The organism is Vibrio sp. 1S139, from assembly GCF_041439475.1.
GTDB lineage: Bacteria > Pseudomonadota > Gammaproteobacteria > Enterobacterales > Vibrionaceae > Vibrio > Vibrio crassostreae_C.
This window is the reverse complement of record NZ_JBGOOD010000043.1, coordinates 1-15,638: the sequence shown is the minus strand read 5'-3', so window position 1 is coordinate 15,638 and position 15,638 is coordinate 1. Positions and strand designations below refer to the sequence as shown.

Annotated in this window: 11 protein-coding genes and 2 pseudogenes; 8 read left to right on the top strand and 5 right to left on the bottom strand. The window is 45.3% G+C overall.

Annotated features, from left to right (window positions below; genetic code table 11):
• Nucleotides 1-55: 55 nt before the first annotated feature.
• Both gorA and ACED46_RS14790 read right to left on the bottom strand, forming a co-directional pair.
• Complete coding sequence (gorA, locus tag ACED46_RS14795) at nt 56-1,414, bottom strand: glutathione-disulfide reductase (RefSeq protein ID WP_371721776.1); 1,359 nt, start codon at nt 1,412-1,414, stop codon at nt 56-58.
• 187 nt (nt 1,415-1,601) lie between these two features.
• Nucleotides 1,602-2,441, bottom strand: a complete 840-nt coding sequence (locus ACED46_RS14790) for a 23S rRNA (adenine(2030)-N(6))-methyltransferase RlmJ (RefSeq protein ID WP_017060143.1) — start codon at nt 2,439-2,441, stop codon at nt 1,602-1,604.
• Between the two features lie 280 nt (nt 2,442-2,721).
• Between ACED46_RS14790 and prlC the strand changes: the two genes are divergently transcribed.
• Nucleotides 2,722-4,764: an oligopeptidase A gene (gene prlC / locus ACED46_RS14785; protein ID WP_136977233.1), complete on the top strand. Its 2,043-nt coding sequence runs from the start codon at nt 2,722-2,724 to the stop codon at nt 4,762-4,764.
• 91 nt (nt 4,765-4,855) lie between these two features.
• Here the strand turns inward: prlC and asnC are convergent, their stop codons facing one another.
• Complete coding sequence (gene asnC / locus ACED46_RS14780; RefSeq protein ID WP_008218581.1) at nt 4,856-5,320, bottom strand: transcriptional regulator AsnC; 465 nt, start codon at nt 5,318-5,320, stop codon at nt 4,856-4,858.
• Nucleotides 5,321-5,446: 126 nt separating this feature from the next.
• On the opposite strand from asnC, the pseudogene ACED46_RS14775 reads away from it, so the two are divergent.
• From ACED46_RS14775 to ACED46_RS14765, 3 genes and pseudogenes are all read left to right on the top strand, one after another.
• Nucleotides 5,447-8,557, top strand: a pseudogene (locus ACED46_RS14775) (EAL domain-containing protein).
• 112 nt (nt 8,558-8,669) lie between these two features.
• Nucleotides 8,670-9,449, top strand: coding sequence for a class I SAM-dependent methyltransferase (locus ACED46_RS14770; protein WP_371721775.1), 780 nt, complete (start codon nt 8,670-8,672; stop codon nt 9,447-9,449).
• A 141-nt stretch (nt 9,450-9,590) separates the two neighbouring features.
• Nucleotides 9,591-10,181 (top strand): hypothetical protein, encoded by a 591-nt coding sequence (locus ACED46_RS14765; RefSeq protein ID WP_017060147.1) that lies wholly within the window; start codon nt 9,591-9,593, stop codon nt 10,179-10,181.
• 112 nt (nt 10,182-10,293) lie between these two features.
• Here ACED46_RS14765 and ACED46_RS14760 read toward each other — a convergent pair whose 3' ends face one another.
• Nucleotides 10,294-11,172, bottom strand: coding sequence for a carboxylate/amino acid/amine transporter (locus ACED46_RS14760; protein ID WP_017060148.1), 879 nt, complete (start codon nt 11,170-11,172; stop codon nt 10,294-10,296).
• A gap of 52 nt (nt 11,173-11,224) precedes the next feature.
• Nucleotides 11,225-11,659, bottom strand: coding sequence for a universal stress protein UspA (uspA, locus tag ACED46_RS14755; RefSeq protein WP_004735555.1), 435 nt, complete (start codon nt 11,657-11,659; stop codon nt 11,225-11,227).
• Nucleotides 11,660-11,848: 189 nt separating this feature from the next.
• On the opposite strand from uspA, the gene ftnA reads away from it, so the two are divergent.
• From ftnA to ACED46_RS14735, 4 genes and pseudogenes are all read left to right on the top strand, one after another.
• Nucleotides 11,849-12,376: a non-heme ferritin gene (ftnA, locus tag ACED46_RS14750; protein ID WP_017070096.1), complete on the top strand. Its 528-nt coding sequence runs from the start codon at nt 11,849-11,851 to the stop codon at nt 12,374-12,376.
• Between the two features lie 68 nt (nt 12,377-12,444).
• A complete protein-coding gene (gene uspB, locus ACED46_RS14745; protein WP_009848060.1) occupies nt 12,445-12,768 on the top strand; it encodes a universal stress protein UspB in 324 nt (107 codons plus the stop codon).
• A 249-nt stretch (nt 12,769-13,017) separates the two neighbouring features.
• Nucleotides 13,018-14,034: pseudogene (locus tag ACED46_RS14740) on the top strand (NAD(P)/FAD-dependent oxidoreductase); the annotation flags it as partial.
• 129 nt (nt 14,035-14,163) lie between these two features.
• On the top strand, nt 14,164-15,621 hold the full coding sequence (locus tag ACED46_RS14735; RefSeq protein ID WP_371721774.1) for a hypothetical protein: 1,458 nt from the start codon (nt 14,164-14,166) through the stop codon (nt 15,619-15,621).
• Nucleotides 15,622-15,638: the final 17 nt, after the last annotated feature.

The window sequence follows — 15,638 nt, the reverse complement described above, 5'->3', positions numbered from 1 at the left end:
ACAGTGATTGATCATTTTCCAGATTTGTTTATGTGTGCAAGATGCTTTTCCTACACTAACCCCTCATGGTAACAAACTCTTCGCTGCCCGTTGGGTGAATCGCCACAACAGAGTCGAAGTCTGCTTTGGTTGCGCCCATCTTCATTGCAACGCCGAAGCCTTGAATCATCTCATCAACCGTGAAACCGATGCCGTGTAGGCCGACTACTGTCTCTTCTTCGCCAGCACATACTAGCTTCATCTTACAAGGTTGACGGTGCTTGGTTACTGCTGTGTACATCGCAGTGAAGCCCGATGTGTAAACCTTGATGTTGTCTTTGCCGTATTGCTCTTCAGCTTCTTGAGTCGTTAGACCAATAGTGCCGATAGGTGGGTGGCTGAATACAACAGTAGGCACTAGCTTGTAGTCCATTTTTGCGTTTGTTTGACCGTTAAATAGACGCTCAGAAAGCTGACGACCGGCTTTAACAGCAACAGGTGTTAGCTCGATACCGCCTTCCATGATGTCGCCAACACAGTAGATGCCAGGAACATTAGTTGCTTGGAACTCGTCTACTTTGATGTAGCCACGGTCGTTAGTTGCAACGCCAGTTGATGCTAGGTTGATAGCGTCAGTTGCTGGGTGGCGACCGATAGCCCAGATTAGGTGGTCAACGTTTTGAGTGTTGCCGTTCTCTAGGTGTAGAGTCAGTGTGCCATCCGCTTCTTTCACAACTTCTTTAGGCACTGAGTGCGTGTGAAGTGTTGGACCTTCTGCTTCCATTACTTCTACTAGCGTTTCGATGATCATTGGATCGAAGCTACGTAGTGGAGATTCTTTACGACAGAACAAGTGTGTTTCTGTGCCTAGTGCGCTTAGTACACCTGCGATCTCAACTGCGATGTAGCCAGCACCGATAACCGCAACGCGTTTTGGTTGCTCCATTAGGTCGAAGAAGCCATTTGAGTCGATGCCGTATTCTGCACCTGGGATGTTTGGAATTGTTGGACGACCACCTACCGCGATCAGGATGTGATCTGCTGTGTAGTGTTCACCGTTCACTTCAACTGTCTTTTCATCAACGAACTTAGCAAAGCCTTTGATTACGTTTACTTTGTTGTTACCTAGTACGCGGTCGTAAGATTGGTGGATACGACCAATGTACGCTTGGCGGTTTTCAATCAGCTTGCTCCAGTTAAAGCTTTTTACTTCAACGTCGAAGCCGTAGTCCTCAGAGTATAGGTTGATTGCTTCAGCGACTTGAGCGCCGTGCCACATTACCTTTTTAGGAACACAACCAACGTTTACACAAGTACCACCAAGGTCTTGAGCTTCGATAAGTGCAACTTTTGCACCGTGCATAGCTGCGCGGTTAGCCGATGCGATGCCGCCTGAACCGCCACCGATACAGATGTAATCAAAATGAGTCGCCATTACTTTCTCCATTTATTGAAGGTTGTAGTCACAGTGAGAGCACTGGATACCTACGTCCTATAGATTCTTAAATTGTCTAATTATTATATTGAGGGCAGATCGGTTGAACTCAATCTCCCTGTTTAAAATTTATTCGTCCACATCACAGTCTGTTGAAGATTCTTCAGTCTATGATGTGGACTCGAGATTACTCGGGTACGATCCACTCTACTTTGAAGTGACCAGTCGCTGGCGCAATTGCTTCCTTCAAGAATGGAAGAATCTCTTTCATTTGGCTTTCTAGCTTCCAAGGCGGGTTAATCACGATCATGCCTGATGCCGTCATGCCACGCTCGTTGGTGTCTGGTGATACGCCAAGTTCGATTTGTAGAATCTTGTTGATGCCTAAGCCTTCGAGACCTTCGATCATATCTTCGATATCACAGCGATTTACTACCGGGTACCAAATTGCGTAGATACCGGTTGCCCAGCGCTTGTGGCTTTGAGCGATTGCAGTCACGACATCACGGTACTCTTTTGCCAGCTCGTAAGGCGGGTCGATCAGTACTAAACCACGACGTTCTTTTGGTGGCAGGCTGCCCTTTAAGCGCTTAAAACCATCTTCTTTGTAGATAGATACCTGACGATCACGGTGGAACTCTTGCTCAAGCAGCGGGTGATCGGCTGGGTGAAGCTCAGTCAGTACCATGCGGTCTTGGTCACGCAGGTGTGCACGTGCAACACGTGGAGAACCCGGGTAGTAACGCAGTTTCTCGCCATTATTGAGAATGGAAATAGACTCAAGGTAGCTTTGAATGTCTTCAGGAAGGTCTGTTTGCTCCCACACACGAGCAATACCTTGCTTGTATTCACCGGTTTTTTCAGACCATTCATGCGTTAAGTCGTAACGACCTACACCAGAGTGAGTGTCATGATAAACAAAAGGCTTATCCTTCTGTTTCAAAGAATTAAGAATAAGGCTCTGTACGATATGCTTTACTACGTCGGCATGGTTACCTGCGTGGAAGCTGTGGCGATAACTTAACAAATTAAACTCTCGTAACACTCTCGATTTAGAGTGTGGTTAGTGTAGGTGGGGTTAATCAGACCATTATAACCCTCAATGGACCATAAATTCTCGAACAATTCAGGAACAGTCGTTCGCAATATGTGGTTAGTTATTGGTTCTACTATTGAAATTTGCCTTATTGGGCACTATTTAATAACTATTCGCAGGTGATTTTTTTAGGGCGAACCTGAGCCTGATGACTGTAAGACGACCTCATTACAAAAAAGACGAAAGTCTCTAAAGCCAAAGGAATGTTTATATGTCTAATCCGCTATTAACCTTCACGGACTTACCTCCGTTTTCACAGATCAAGCCAGAGCACGTAAAGCCTGCAGTTGAGCAAGTGATTGAAGCGTGTCGCAACAAGATAGAACAAGTACTTGAAGGTAATACTTCACCAAGCTGGGACAACCTAGTTGCTCCAATTGAAGAAGTGGATGATCGTTTAGGTCGCATTTGGTCACCTGTAAGCCATATGAACTCTGTCGTGAACAGTGACGAACTGCGTGAAGCGTATGAGAGCTGCTTACCTGTGCTATCTGAATACGGCACTTGGGTTGGCCAACACAAAGGCTTGTTCGAAGCGTATAAAGCGATCAAGGCGAGTGAAGCATTCTCTGCACTGAACCGAGCTCAACAAAAAACTATTACCGACGCACTGCGCGACTTTGAATTGTCGGGCATTGGCTTACCTGCAGATGAACAGCATCGTTACGGCGAGATCAGCAAGCGCCAGTCTGAGCTAGGCTCTCAATTCTCAAATAATGTGCTTGATGCAACCATGGGTTGGAGCAAGCAGATCACAGACGTCGCTGAACTGGCGGGTATGCCTGAATCGGCACTGGCGGCAGCTCAAGCGGCGGCCGAATCTAAAGAGCAAGAAGGCTACCTACTGACTTTAGATATCCCATCATACCTACCTGTGATGACCTACTGTGATAACCAAGAACTGCGTAAAGAGCTTTATGAAGCGTACGTAACGCGCGCTTCAGATCGCGGTCCAAACGCAGGTAAGTGGGACAACACTGAGATCATCACCGAGCAACTTAAGCTGCGCCACGAGATCGCGCGCATGCTTGGTTTCAGTACTTACAGCGAGAAATCACTGTCGACCAAGATGGCTGAGACGCCAGATCAGGTTCTTGGCTTCCTGAACGACCTAGCAGTAAAAGCAAAACCACAAGGTGAGCGTGAAGTTGAAGAGCTGCGTCAGTTTGCAGAGAAAGAGTTTGGTGTTTCTGAGCTAAACCTATGGGACATCGCTTACTACAGCGAAAAGCAGAAGCAGAACCTGTTCGAGATCTCTGATGAAGAGCTTCGCCCATACTTCCCTGAATCGAATGTGGTTTCAGGCCTGTTTGAGGTGCTTAACCGTGTGTTTGGTATGTCGGTAACAGAGCGTGAAGGTGTCGACACATGGCATGAGTCAGTGCGTTTCTTTGATATCTTTGATGCGACTGGAACACTGCGTGGTAGCTTCTACCTAGATTTATACGCACGTGAGCACAAACGTGGCGGCGCTTGGATGGATGACTGTCGTGGTCGTCGTATTACTGAATCTGGCGAGCTACAAACGCCCGTCGCTTACCTAACGTGTAACTTCAACAAGCCAGTTGGTGATAAGCCAGCACTGTTTACTCATGATGAAGTCGTGACTCTGTTCCACGAGTTTGGCCACGGTATCCACCACATGCTGACGCAAGTAGAAGCGGGCGCAGTTGCGGGTATCAATGGCGTGCCTTGGGATGCGGTTGAATTACCAAGTCAGTTCCTAGAAAACTGGTGTTGGGAAGAAGAAGCGCTGTCGTTCATCTCTGGTCACTTCGAAACGGGTGAAGCGCTACCAAAAGAGATGCTAGAGAAGATGCTAGCGGCGAAGAACTTCCAATCTGCGATGTTTATCCTACGTCAGCTAGAGCTTGGTTTGTTCGATTTCACGCTACACACAGAATACGACCCTGAAGTGGGTGCTCGCGTACTAGAAACGCTAGCGGATGTTAAGTCTAAGGTGTCGGTACTGCCAAGCCTAGATTGGAACCGTTTCTCACACAGCTTTGGTCATATCTTTGCTGGTGGTTACAGCGCGGGCTACTACAGCTACCTGTGGGCAGAAGTGCTATCGGCAGATGCGTTCTCAGCATTTGAAGAAGAGGGTATCTTCAACACTGAAACGGGTAATCGCTTCCTGAACAACATCCTTGAAATGGGTGGCAGTGAAGAGCCAATGGAGCTGTTCAAACGCTTCCGTGGTCGTGAGCCACAAATCGACGCAATGCTGCGCCACGCGGGAATCAACGCATAATCACGGTAACTATCTAGTTTATTGCGAAAAGAGCCTCTAGTTAGAGGCTCTTTTTTTGTCTGTGCGTTATGCCAAGCAAGGCGAATCAATGTTATGGATTCACATTGCGGTTGATAGGGTTCTGCAATGAAATCAGTGTCTCTGTCGACTGAACTTCATCGATCGCTTGCAGCTTATCGATCAATACAAACTGCAGCTCTTCTATCGACTTACACATCAGCTTTACAAAGATATTGTAAGCACCAGTGGTGTAGTACGCCTCAACCACTTCGTCTAAGGCATTCAGCTTAGCGATCGCCGAGTGGTAATCTTTGGCAGCATTAAGGTTGATGCCAATAAAGCAACACACGTCGTAACCCAGTTTTTTGGTGTTTACCACAACTTCCGTTCGCTCGATAATGTCTGCCGATCTCATCTTTTCGATGCGAACGTGAATCGTCGCAGGGCTGACATCGAACTGCTTTGCCATTTCAGCGTAAGGAGTTCGTGCATCTTCCATCAAGGTTTTGAGAATGGCACGGTCTAGATCATCTAGACGAGCTGTGGTTGTGGACATGCATAATCCTTAGGTTGAATGAAAAACATACCGGCTTGAGTACACATCATAGCCAAGGGTGATAATATTAGCAGTAACTATAGGGTTAGGGTGAATTCAGTGCGATTTTCGTTATTTTTTATTGTGATGTGTTGGAGTGTTTTTGCTTCAGCTCAGGCAAAAGATGTGTTGGTTATTCACTCTTATCATCAAGGCTTTTTCTGGACAGATGATTTCCATAAAGGACTATCTGATGAGCTCGATCGCGATGGGTTATCTTACCGGGTTGTTTATCTCGATACCAAGCGAACTCAAAACGCTGAATACTTAGAGCGAATTTATCAGCTATACCGCACTAAGCTGTCGCATGAAGAGTTTGCCGCTGTAGTCGTCAGTGATAATAACGCCCTCAATCTGATGAAACGCTTAGCGCCCGAACTCAATGGCACGCCCGTTATTTTTGGTGGCATCAACAATTTTTCTCCGCAAATGATTGAAGGCTTGCACGCAACCGGTATCACTGAAGATATTGATATGGCGAGCAATATTGAGCTGATCAATCGACTTCAATCGACGGTTAAAAAAGTTTACGTGGTTACCGATCACTCGGTAACGGGTGAAGCTATTCGCGCTCAAGTGGATTTATTTCTACAAAAACGCCCTGAGTTTTCTGGGATGGTGGAGCAATATACGCCTGATTCTTATCAAGAACTGATGACGTTCGCGCAACGCGCTGATCTAACTAAAAGCTTGTTGTTCTGGGCCTACTACCGCGACATCAATGGTCGGGTCAGCAGCAAAGAAGACTGGCGTCAGCTCAACAAAAAAACTCAGATGCCATTGTATATTGTGCATGATTTAGGACTTGGGTTTGGTGCGATTGGTGGCGTGATCCACAGTGGAGAAACGCAAGGTCGAGACACGGGGCGCGTGCTGAACAATCCTAAGGCTCCATTGCCATTGGTGGTTGCTGGCGCGCCAGAAATCAAACTCGATTACCAACAGATCTCACGTTAGGATTTGGGTGCAGAGAATGAAGCCTCAGTAACCTTCCTCAATAAGCCGAAGTCATTCTTAATGCGCTATCGCGATGAAATTCGCACCATCGGTTTAATGTTCTTGAGCATGTCGTGTGTTATCGCGGTGTTGGTGTATTACCTTAACCGTCTGAAGAAGAGCGAACGTGCAAGTCGCCAAAGCCAACGACTGTTGGAGTCGATATTTGATCAGAGCCTGCAATTTATGGGCATCATTGATAAGGGTGGCGTGCTGCTGTCGAGTAACAGCAAGTTACATGAGCTGCTTTATAATCAAGGCTATAAACTGGGAACGCCGCTGCAACAACACCAACATTGGGAAAGTTCTGCGCGAGAAGTGCTAGCCGAATATTTCATCGCAAAAAGTGAGCACCCAGCCTTACGATTTGAAGCCGAGGTGTGGTGTCGAGATCGCGGTGCGATGGTGTTGGATATTTCATTGAAGCCGATGCCGGGCAGTGAAGACGAAGACATTCAGTTTCTCTTTGAGGCGCGCGACGTGACCTCACGTAAGCTTGCTGAGAATAAGCTGTTCCAACGTGAAGCAAACTTGAAGCTGTATTACGACAAACAGCCGGTGATGATGATTACGCTCGATGGCAATAATCGCATTCAACAAGTGAACCAGTTTGCCGAAGAGCTTTTGGGATACCCTCTCGATCAGTTGTTGGGCCATCGCCCTAGAGAATTCTATGTTGATGAGAACGCGATGATTCCTCGTCATATCTTGCTGCAACCTCAGCATAAGATTCGTGGTGTGTGGCGTCGTGATATCGAATATCGCCATGCCGACGGCAGCAAGAGCTGGATTCGTGAAAATATCCGCCCGTTGGTGGAGTCTGATCAGCTGTTGATTGTGGGTGAAGACATCACCGAAACGCACGAGCTTTCTGAAAAGCTAGAGTATCAGGCTCGCTATGACCTACTGACTGACACCTTTAACCGCAACCACTTTGAGCAAGAGCTGCAAAAGGCGCTGAAAGAGGTTGAGAGCCACATGCGAACTCACGCAATGTTGTTCCTAGATTTGGATCAGCTGAAAGTGCTGAACGATACCGCAGGACATGAAGCGGGTGATGCTGCGATCTTGTTTAGCGCCAAACTGCTAGAAGACGTACTGCCTTACAATGCGGTGTTAGCGCGAATGGGTGGTGATGAGTTTGCTGTGCTGATGAAAGACTGTACTGAACGAGATGCGGTGAATGTGTGTCGCAGTATTATCTCGATGATGAGTGAGAATCCATTCTTGTGGGATGATATTCGACTCAACCTGACGTGCTCTATCGGTATTCGATTGATCGACCATACAGCAGCTTCACCACAGATGGTGCACGCTCAGGCGGATGCAGCTTGTCATGCCGCTAAAGAAGAAGGTCGCAATCGCTATCATCTTTACCATCAAGATGATGAAGACCTGCGTCGTCGCCATCTTGAGATGGAGTGCGTTAACCTAGTGCATGAGGCCTTGGCTAACGATCGCTTAGAGTTGTTTGCGCAGCGAATTCTTGGCCTAGATGAAGACAGCGATAAAATGCACTTTGAAATCTTGGTCCGCATCAAGAACATCCAAGGGGAATACATCTCCCCGGGGATCTTCATGCCAGCCTCAGAGCGTTATAACATCGCGCATTTGATTGACCGCCAAGTCGTCAGTCAAACCTTGGGTTGGTTGGAGCAACGCCCTGAGGTTATTGAGGAACTGGGGATGTGTTCAATCAATCTTTCCGGTCACTCGATGGGTAACCGTGAGTTTGTCGAATTTTTGATAGATAGCCTGAGCGATTCATCGATACCGTGTCATAAGATTTGTTTAGAGATCACCGAAACAGCGGCCATGAGTAACATGAAGCAGGCGATCAAGTTCTTCACTCGAATCAAAGAGCTTGGCTGCATGATTGCATTGGATGATTTTGGCTCAGGGCTATCGTCATTTGGCTATCTGAAAAAGCTGCCTGTCGATATTGTGAAGATCGATGGCTTGTTTGTACGTGATATTGATGTGAATGAGATGGACCATGTGATGGTTCGCTCGATCAATGATCTTGCCAAGCAGATGGGCAAGCACACCGTGGCTGAGTTCGTTGAAAATACCCAGATAATCGACAAGCTTATCGAACTGGGTGTGAACTACGCGCAGGGCTACATCATAGGGCGACCTAAGCCACTCGCAGAGCTTGTTGAAGAGTTAAGACAAGAGCGAGAGACAGAGCCATTGGTTTAGGTAAGCCGACTTTAGCTGGGAATACTTTTCACCGCTAATATGTATTGTTGAGGCAATCAGGTAAACTGGTTGCCTCTTTTGTTTTGAATACTACTGTCTGTTGGAGACGACCTTGCAACTACAACTGATTTGCGAAGATGCTACCCAAATCGATCATTTGAATGACTTAGCGACCCGCTGGAACTTATCTCATGATGAAAGCAGCGATTTTGCTTTGGTACTGACTAGTGAGCGACTTGAGCTACGTAAAGTCGATGAGCCCAAGCTTGGCGCTATCTTTGTTGATTTAGTGGGAGGCGCAGTTGGTCACCGACGTAAGTTTGGCGGTGGTAAAGGTCAGGCGATTGCCAAAGCAGCTGGTTTAAACAAAGGCGCAACGCCAACTATTCTTGATGGTACTGCAGGCTTAGGGCGCGATGCGTTTGTGTTGGCTTCTCTAGGTTGTAAGGTGCAAATGGTCGAGCGTCACCCCGTTGTGGCCGCACTGCTTGATGATGGCTTGCAGCGAGCGCAACAAGACCCAGACATCGGTGGTTGGGTAAGTGAGCGTATGAAGCTGATTCACGCATCCAGTCACGATGCGTTGGATAAGCTCAGCAACGATCCTGACTTCGAACAGCCAGACGTGGTGTACCTCGACCCAATGTACCCATACCCAGAGAACAAAAAGAAATCGGCTCTGGTCAAAAAAGAGATGCGCGTATTCCAATCTTTGGTGGGTGCCGATCTGGATGCTGATGGCCTATTTGAGCCAGCGATGAAGTTGGCATCGAAGCGAGTTGTGGTTAAAAGACCGGATTACGCAGCTTGGTTAGACGAGCAAAAACCGAGCATGGCGATCGAAACCAAAAAGAACCGTTTTGACGTCTATGTGAAAGCATCAATGACTTAATTGAAGCATCAATAACTTAGATACACGCTAAGAAAATTTCCCGTCATAAATACGATAAATTGCCATTTAACACTTGCGATAGTCGCGTTACAGATGTATATCTAACTAAGAATCATTATTATTCTTAGCTGGAGTTGAAGCATGGCTAAACGCTTTTGTAAGTTAAACCGTCGAGATATCACCGAACACTTGGGCGAGATCCACAGCTTGGTGACTGAACCTAAGTTCGTGTGTCGTTCTTGCGCGCGTTCTTCGGCGGATCAAGCGAATCTATGCAAACCCACCGCAATTCCACCTCTTGGTTGTCAAAACAAACCCGTTGAAGAGAAAGTCGCATGCGGCCTGCTAGCGGAAACATTACCTGCACCAGAACTGTCGCTTGCGGAAATCAACGAGGCAATTGAACCGAGCGTACAAATGTTCGATCCAGCCGCCGCTGATATGGCCCCTGAGCTTGCCAAAAAAGAAGCCGCACAGAAAAAAGCCAAGCTGAAAAAACTGATGGCGAAGGCGAGCGGTGATGAGAAAGCTGAACTCAAACAAGCGAAGAAAGCGGCTAAGAAACAAGAGAAGTACAATAAGAAACTGGCGAAGATGATTAAGAAGCAGCAAAAGCTGTTTAAGAAAAGTCAGAAGCTGGAAAGTGAATTGGAACGAATCAACCTACAACTTGATGATGTTGCCTTCACTGAAACCAAGACTCAGGTAGTGAGCCACAATCAAATTCACTGAAGTTGATTTGAATGGTTTATTGCTACAGCGATGATTTAAAAAGAGCGACCTTAGGTCGCTCTTTTGCTTTTTGGGGTTATCCGAGCTGACTCATGTAGCTCGTTCAAATCAGCTAAGCGTTGCTTGCGGATCTTGCTACGCGCTTCTTCACCCACGTCTCATTGACGAATAAAGAGAATAAGATAACGGCGCCACCAATAGACAAGCGAACCAAATCGACATCTCTGTTCCAAATCAGGATATTCACCACCAGACCAGCAGGAACCAAGGCATTGTTCATCACTGCCAGCGCGCCAGCATTCACCATGCACGCGCCTTTATTCCACATAAAGTAACCCAGCCCCGACGCAATCAAGCCAAGGTAGATCAGGATTCCCCATTGAAGTGTGGTGGTGGGCAGTTTCTCTGGGTTGCCTAGTAGCATGAAAGCCACTGACGCGACACATAGCGCCCCTAAGTAGAAGTAACCAAATACGGTTCGCTGAGGCAACTCGGTCGATTCCTTCTCCATCACCACCTTGTAGCCCACCTGACCAATAGCAAAGCACAGGTTCGCGCCTTGCACGACGAGGAAGCCGACTAAAAAGTTTTCGTTAATACCTGCGAACTTAATGAATACCGCGCCCAATACCGCAATTGCCGCTGTCACTAGGTACCACGGAGAGAATTGCCCTTTGAGAAAGTCATAAATAAGCGTGACGTAAATTGGGGTAAAGACAGTAAACAAAAGGACTTCAGGAACGGATAGCAGTAAGAAAGACTGATAGTAGAAGCAGTACATCAGGCCAAGCTGGATGCCACCAATTGCCATCAATTTAGCGATCAGCTTACGCGATACGCCGCGAAACTTTAGGAAAGGAAGAAATACGACGCCAGCAAGGGCAACACGCATTAAAACAGAGAACCAAGAATCAACCTGACCCGCAAGGTAAACGCCGATCAGGCTAAAGGAGAAGGCCCATAGGAGGGTAACACCAGCTAAATAGCTCATAGTAAAACTTCGTTAATAAGATATGAGCTGTATGTTACCTAACCTTAAATCATTAGTCTTCTGAATCTCTTAGAGGCACGACCAGCATATCAACCGGAGAGGCGTTGATCAGTTGTCGTGTTGAAGAAAGTAGCTTGCTCCAGAAATCTTGATGGTGACCACAAACCACTAAATCAACATTAAACTCGTTGATGGTGTCACACAGCTCATGACTCAAATCGCCACTGCCCACTAAGGTATGGGTGATTGGGTATTGAGCATGCTCAGCAAAATTTTGCAGCTGAACTCGAGATGCTTCCATCGCGTTATGTTGGGTTTCTGCCATGTTGATATCAATCAGGCCGGTATACAGCTCCGCGTAGTTAATATCGATATGGATAAAAGAGACTTTGGCTTCCAATGGCTTAGCCAATGCTACCGCTTTATCCACAATTAATTTGCTGTCTTCTGATAAATCGACCGCGACCAAAATATGTTTGTAACTCATATCGCTACCTCCTTTATTCATTGTCTGATTTAAGATTAGCACTATGCGATGGCTTTTTTTGCTGAAGTGATCTCATATCCACTGTCTTGCGTAATGACAGCTCGAAATATTGGTTAACTAATGGCCTGCGAGATATTCATTAAATAGTGATATAGTAGAGAAAATTGAGGATGTAATTAGGAGTCTTAAATGCTGTCAAAAACTATGGTTGAGCAACTGAATGATCAAATTAACCTAGAATTTTTCTCATCCAATCTATACTTACAAATGAGTGCTTGGTGTGAAGACAAAGGATTTGAAGGTGCAGCAGAGTTTCTGCGTGTTCATGCAGTAGAAGAAATGGAACATATGCAGCGTCTTTTCACTTACGTAAGCGAAACAGGTGCAATGCCAATTCTGGGTTCGATTGAAGCACCGAAACACGAATTCGAAAGCCTTGGTGCAGTGTTCCGTGAAACTTATGAACATGAGCAGATGATTACTGAAAAGATCAACAAACTGGCTCACGTTGCTTTCAGCACACAAGACTACTCAACCTTTAACTTCCTGCAATGGTACGTTGCAGAGCAACACGAAGAAGAGAAGTTGTTTAAAGGTGTATTGGATAAGCTAGAGCTTGTTGGTGAAGACGGTAAAGCACTGTTTTTTATTGATAAAGACCTAGCGCAATTGGCAAAAGATGGTTCATCTTCAATTATGGAAGCTCCTGCCGTTTAGGTAGTACGGGAAAGACACTGATTATCTTTTTCTTTTGAGTTTTCTTATGAAGATGTAGGGAGGAAAGGATGATCAGCGGCGACACTATTCTATTTGCACTAATGGTTGTGACTTGCGTGAACTGGGCGCGTTATTTTACTGCGCTAAGAACGCTCATTTATATTATGCGAGAAGCGCATCCTCTACTTTATCAACAAGTAGACGGAGGCGGTTTTTTCACAACCCATGGCAATATGACCAAACAGGTTCGCCTGTTCAGTTACATCAAAAGCAAAGAGTATCACCATCATCATGACGAAGTTTTTACTTCGAAGTGCGATCGCGTAAGACAGTTATTCATACTCTCTTCCGCTCTGCTAGGTGTAACCTTGCTGTCTTCTTTCATCGTCTGAGTTTTTAGTACGTGTGAAGTAGAGCTTAGGTTCTGGTGTGAAGCTTCGGTTGTTGGTTCGCTAAGTTAAGTAGTGGTTTTGCTGCTGTCTGCTAATTGTACAATTGAACATCAATTGCAAAGTTTAAAATTGCCGCTAAAATAGCGAGCAATTAGTAAGGATGTGCTGTTTATGCACATCCTTTTTTATTGATGGCATTTCGAGAACAGGGCGTACTCGAGGTGCAAAAGTGAAGAAAGCAGAACCCCAATGAGTGAAAAGTTTGATGTAATCGTAATTGGTGCGGGCGCCGCGGGCTTAATGTGTGCTGCGGAAGCGGGTAAACGCGGCCGACGAGTGCTGGTGGTTGATCATGCAAAGAAACCAGGCAGAAAAATTTTAATCTCAGGTGGCGGTCGTTGTAACTTCACTAACTATGATGTTTCAGCCAACAACTTCCTGTGTAACAACCCTCACTTCGTGAAGTCAGCTTTATCTCAATACACCAACTGGGATTTTATCTCGATGGTGAGCAAGTACGGTATTGAGTTCGAAGAGCGTGATCACGGCCAGTTGTTCTGTGTGAATGACCACACAGCAAAAGACATCGTGAGCATGTTGCTTGAAGAGTGTAAGCAAGCGAAAGTTGAACAGCGCTACCGTTGTGATGTTCACTCCATCGAAAAAACAGACGCTGGCTTTAAGATGCACCTTAATACCGACGAAGTTGAGTGTGACTCACTTGTCGTGGCGACGGGCGGTTTATCGATGCCGAAACTAGGCGCGACGCCATTTGGCTATAAGATTGCCGAGCAGTTTGGTTTGTCTGTGATGCCGACTACTGCGGGTTTGGTGCCATTTACTCTGCATAAAGAAGACAAAGAAGCCTTTGCTGAGCTTTCAGGAATCGCGATTCCTGCCGAGATCACCGCGCAAGACGGCACCTTATTCAAAGAAGCGTTGCTGTTTACCCACCGCGGCTTATCTGGTCCTTCGGTATTGCAAATTTCTTCGTTCTGGAAAGCGGGTCAATCGGTTTCGATTAATCTAGTACCAGAAGTGGACGTTGCTGAACTACTTGAAAACTCTCGAGAGAAACACCCAAATCAGAGCCTGAAAAACACCTTAGCGAAAGCATTACCAAAGCGTTTTGTAGAAGTACTGATTGACCGCAAAGAGCTTGAAGACAAGCCGCTCAAGCAGTTCAATGAAAAACAGCTGAATGACATTGTAGAGCATTTAGAGAACTGGAAAATTGCGCCAAACGGCACGGAAGGTTACCGAACAAAACTATTCCTAACACACTAAGTTGTCAAAATCGGAGTTAATACTTAATTTAAGCATATGTTCTATAATGACATTGCTTGATTTTTAAGTGTTTATTTTTGATTAAAATAATGACAATTAGGTGGGTTCATGAAATATCATGTCCAAAACGGTAAACCAGGCTTTAACTATACTTGCGATCGTGGAATCGATCGATTCATTGAGCTTTCAACTTATCACCTTCAGCTTAAAGATAGAGATGTCTTATCTGAGCTAATGATTCTTTATTGTCAAGGCAAGAGATCTGCATCTTATGTGTCTTGGATTAAACGTATCAACAGTACACTCTATGCAACATTCGAATATATATGCATAGACTGCCTACCAACTAATGCCACAGAGTGGCGCGAATTAGTGAAGCAAGCGTATGCTAAGACACTAGTATCCTCAAACAACAAGGCGTTATCTACTCGTGTTGATGAGTGGAATAAGAACCTCAAACCTTTCTTAGTGTTCTTGAAGGATCGAGACGTTATACCTCCCCACGTGATTATCCCTAGAATGAAAAAGACAGGTGAACTTACTAAGAAAAGTAGCTTTAAGGCTGTGATGATCGGTGAAAAAAAAGCGACTGAAGTTAAAGTTGATGACACCATTAACAATGTCTTAGTTCCAATTTCTCTTTCTAGAAGTGATGTCGAATACCTTGATGAAATACAGTTTGATTTGAAGCGTTCAAGGAATGCATTGCATGATTGCCTACTAAAATATTGGCAAGCTATTAAATTACATTATGACTTTGCTCAGTCTTTGATGGAAGAATTCCCTAAAAAGCACCCCCAATTATTGGCTCGTTATATAAATAGTGACCTCTATGACTTTTCCTATGACCGGAATGACTTAGGAAAAGATGGAAAACCAAAACCTCCGCGTAGAAGACATATAGCCAATCCAACGTCATTATTTGGTTCAATGCTATTCATGTATGTAGTTGGTTCGGAATGTAATGGCATTTTTAAGCTACAAGACTTACCCAAAGCTAAATTACCCAGCTCATTATCAGATCAGGCATTCACCAGCGATGCGGTTAGATGCTTACCTAAGTTAGGTTTTGAATCTACTGATAATATCGATATTTCACATCGTTTTGATTGGTGTTTTGGTTACATTCGTAATGCTGATATTGGTTGTTTGATTGCACTCTTGATGATGCTAAACCCCAAATTTACCTACATATCATTGTTGCAAGCTAAGGTTAAATATACAGATAATAAACCTTTATTGGAGCTTGATGATTTAGGGATGTCGTTCTCTATTACTAAAGCTCGCGCGTCAGATATGAAAAAAGAAAACCTTGATGACGTTAGCTTAGAGATCATTGAATTTCTTCATGAAATCCGTAAAAAACACCTGCATTTAATAAAAAATAAGAAACAAGAAAATTTCCTATTTTTGGCTTACTCCCGAAAGAGTAAAGGACTAGTTAATCCTGACTCTTGTAAGGTGGATAAAATCATAACAGGATCCGAATCTAAACGCTCAATTGAGCTAGGTCATAAGCAGATACACTCCCTATCTGGCAGGGTAGATGTCACTGTTAAAATTTAACCAGTTTGGGCGATAAA

Excerpts from the sequence above, each read along its gene's own strand:
- gorA (WP_371721776.1), bottom strand. The coding sequence starts at position 1,414 with ATGGCGACTCATTTTGATTACATCTGTATCGGTGGCGGTTCAGGCGGC.
- ACED46_RS14765 (WP_017060147.1), top strand. The coding sequence starts at position 9,591 with ATGGCTAAACGCTTTTGTAAGTTAAACCGTCGAGATATCACCGAACAC.
- ACED46_RS14760 (WP_017060148.1), bottom strand. The coding sequence starts at position 11,172 with ATGAGCTATTTAGCTGGTGTTACCCTCCTATGGGCCTTCTCCTTTAGC.
- uspB (WP_009848060.1), top strand. The coding sequence starts at position 12,445 with ATGATCAGCGGCGACACTATTCTATTTGCACTAATGGTTGTGACTTGC.
- ACED46_RS14735 (WP_371721774.1), top strand. The coding sequence starts at position 14,164 with ATGAAATATCATGTCCAAAACGGTAAACCAGGCTTTAACTATACTTGC.
- asnC (WP_008218581.1), bottom strand. The coding sequence starts at position 5,320 with ATGTCCACAACCACAGCTCGTCTAGATGATCTAGACCGTGCCATTCTC.
- prlC (WP_136977233.1), top strand. The coding sequence starts at position 2,722 with ATGTCTAATCCGCTATTAACCTTCACGGACTTACCTCCGTTTTCACAG.
- uspA (WP_004735555.1), bottom strand. The coding sequence starts at position 11,659 with ATGAGTTACAAACATATTTTGGTCGCGGTCGATTTATCAGAAGACAGC.
- ftnA (WP_017070096.1), top strand. The coding sequence starts at position 11,849 with ATGCTGTCAAAAACTATGGTTGAGCAACTGAATGATCAAATTAACCTA.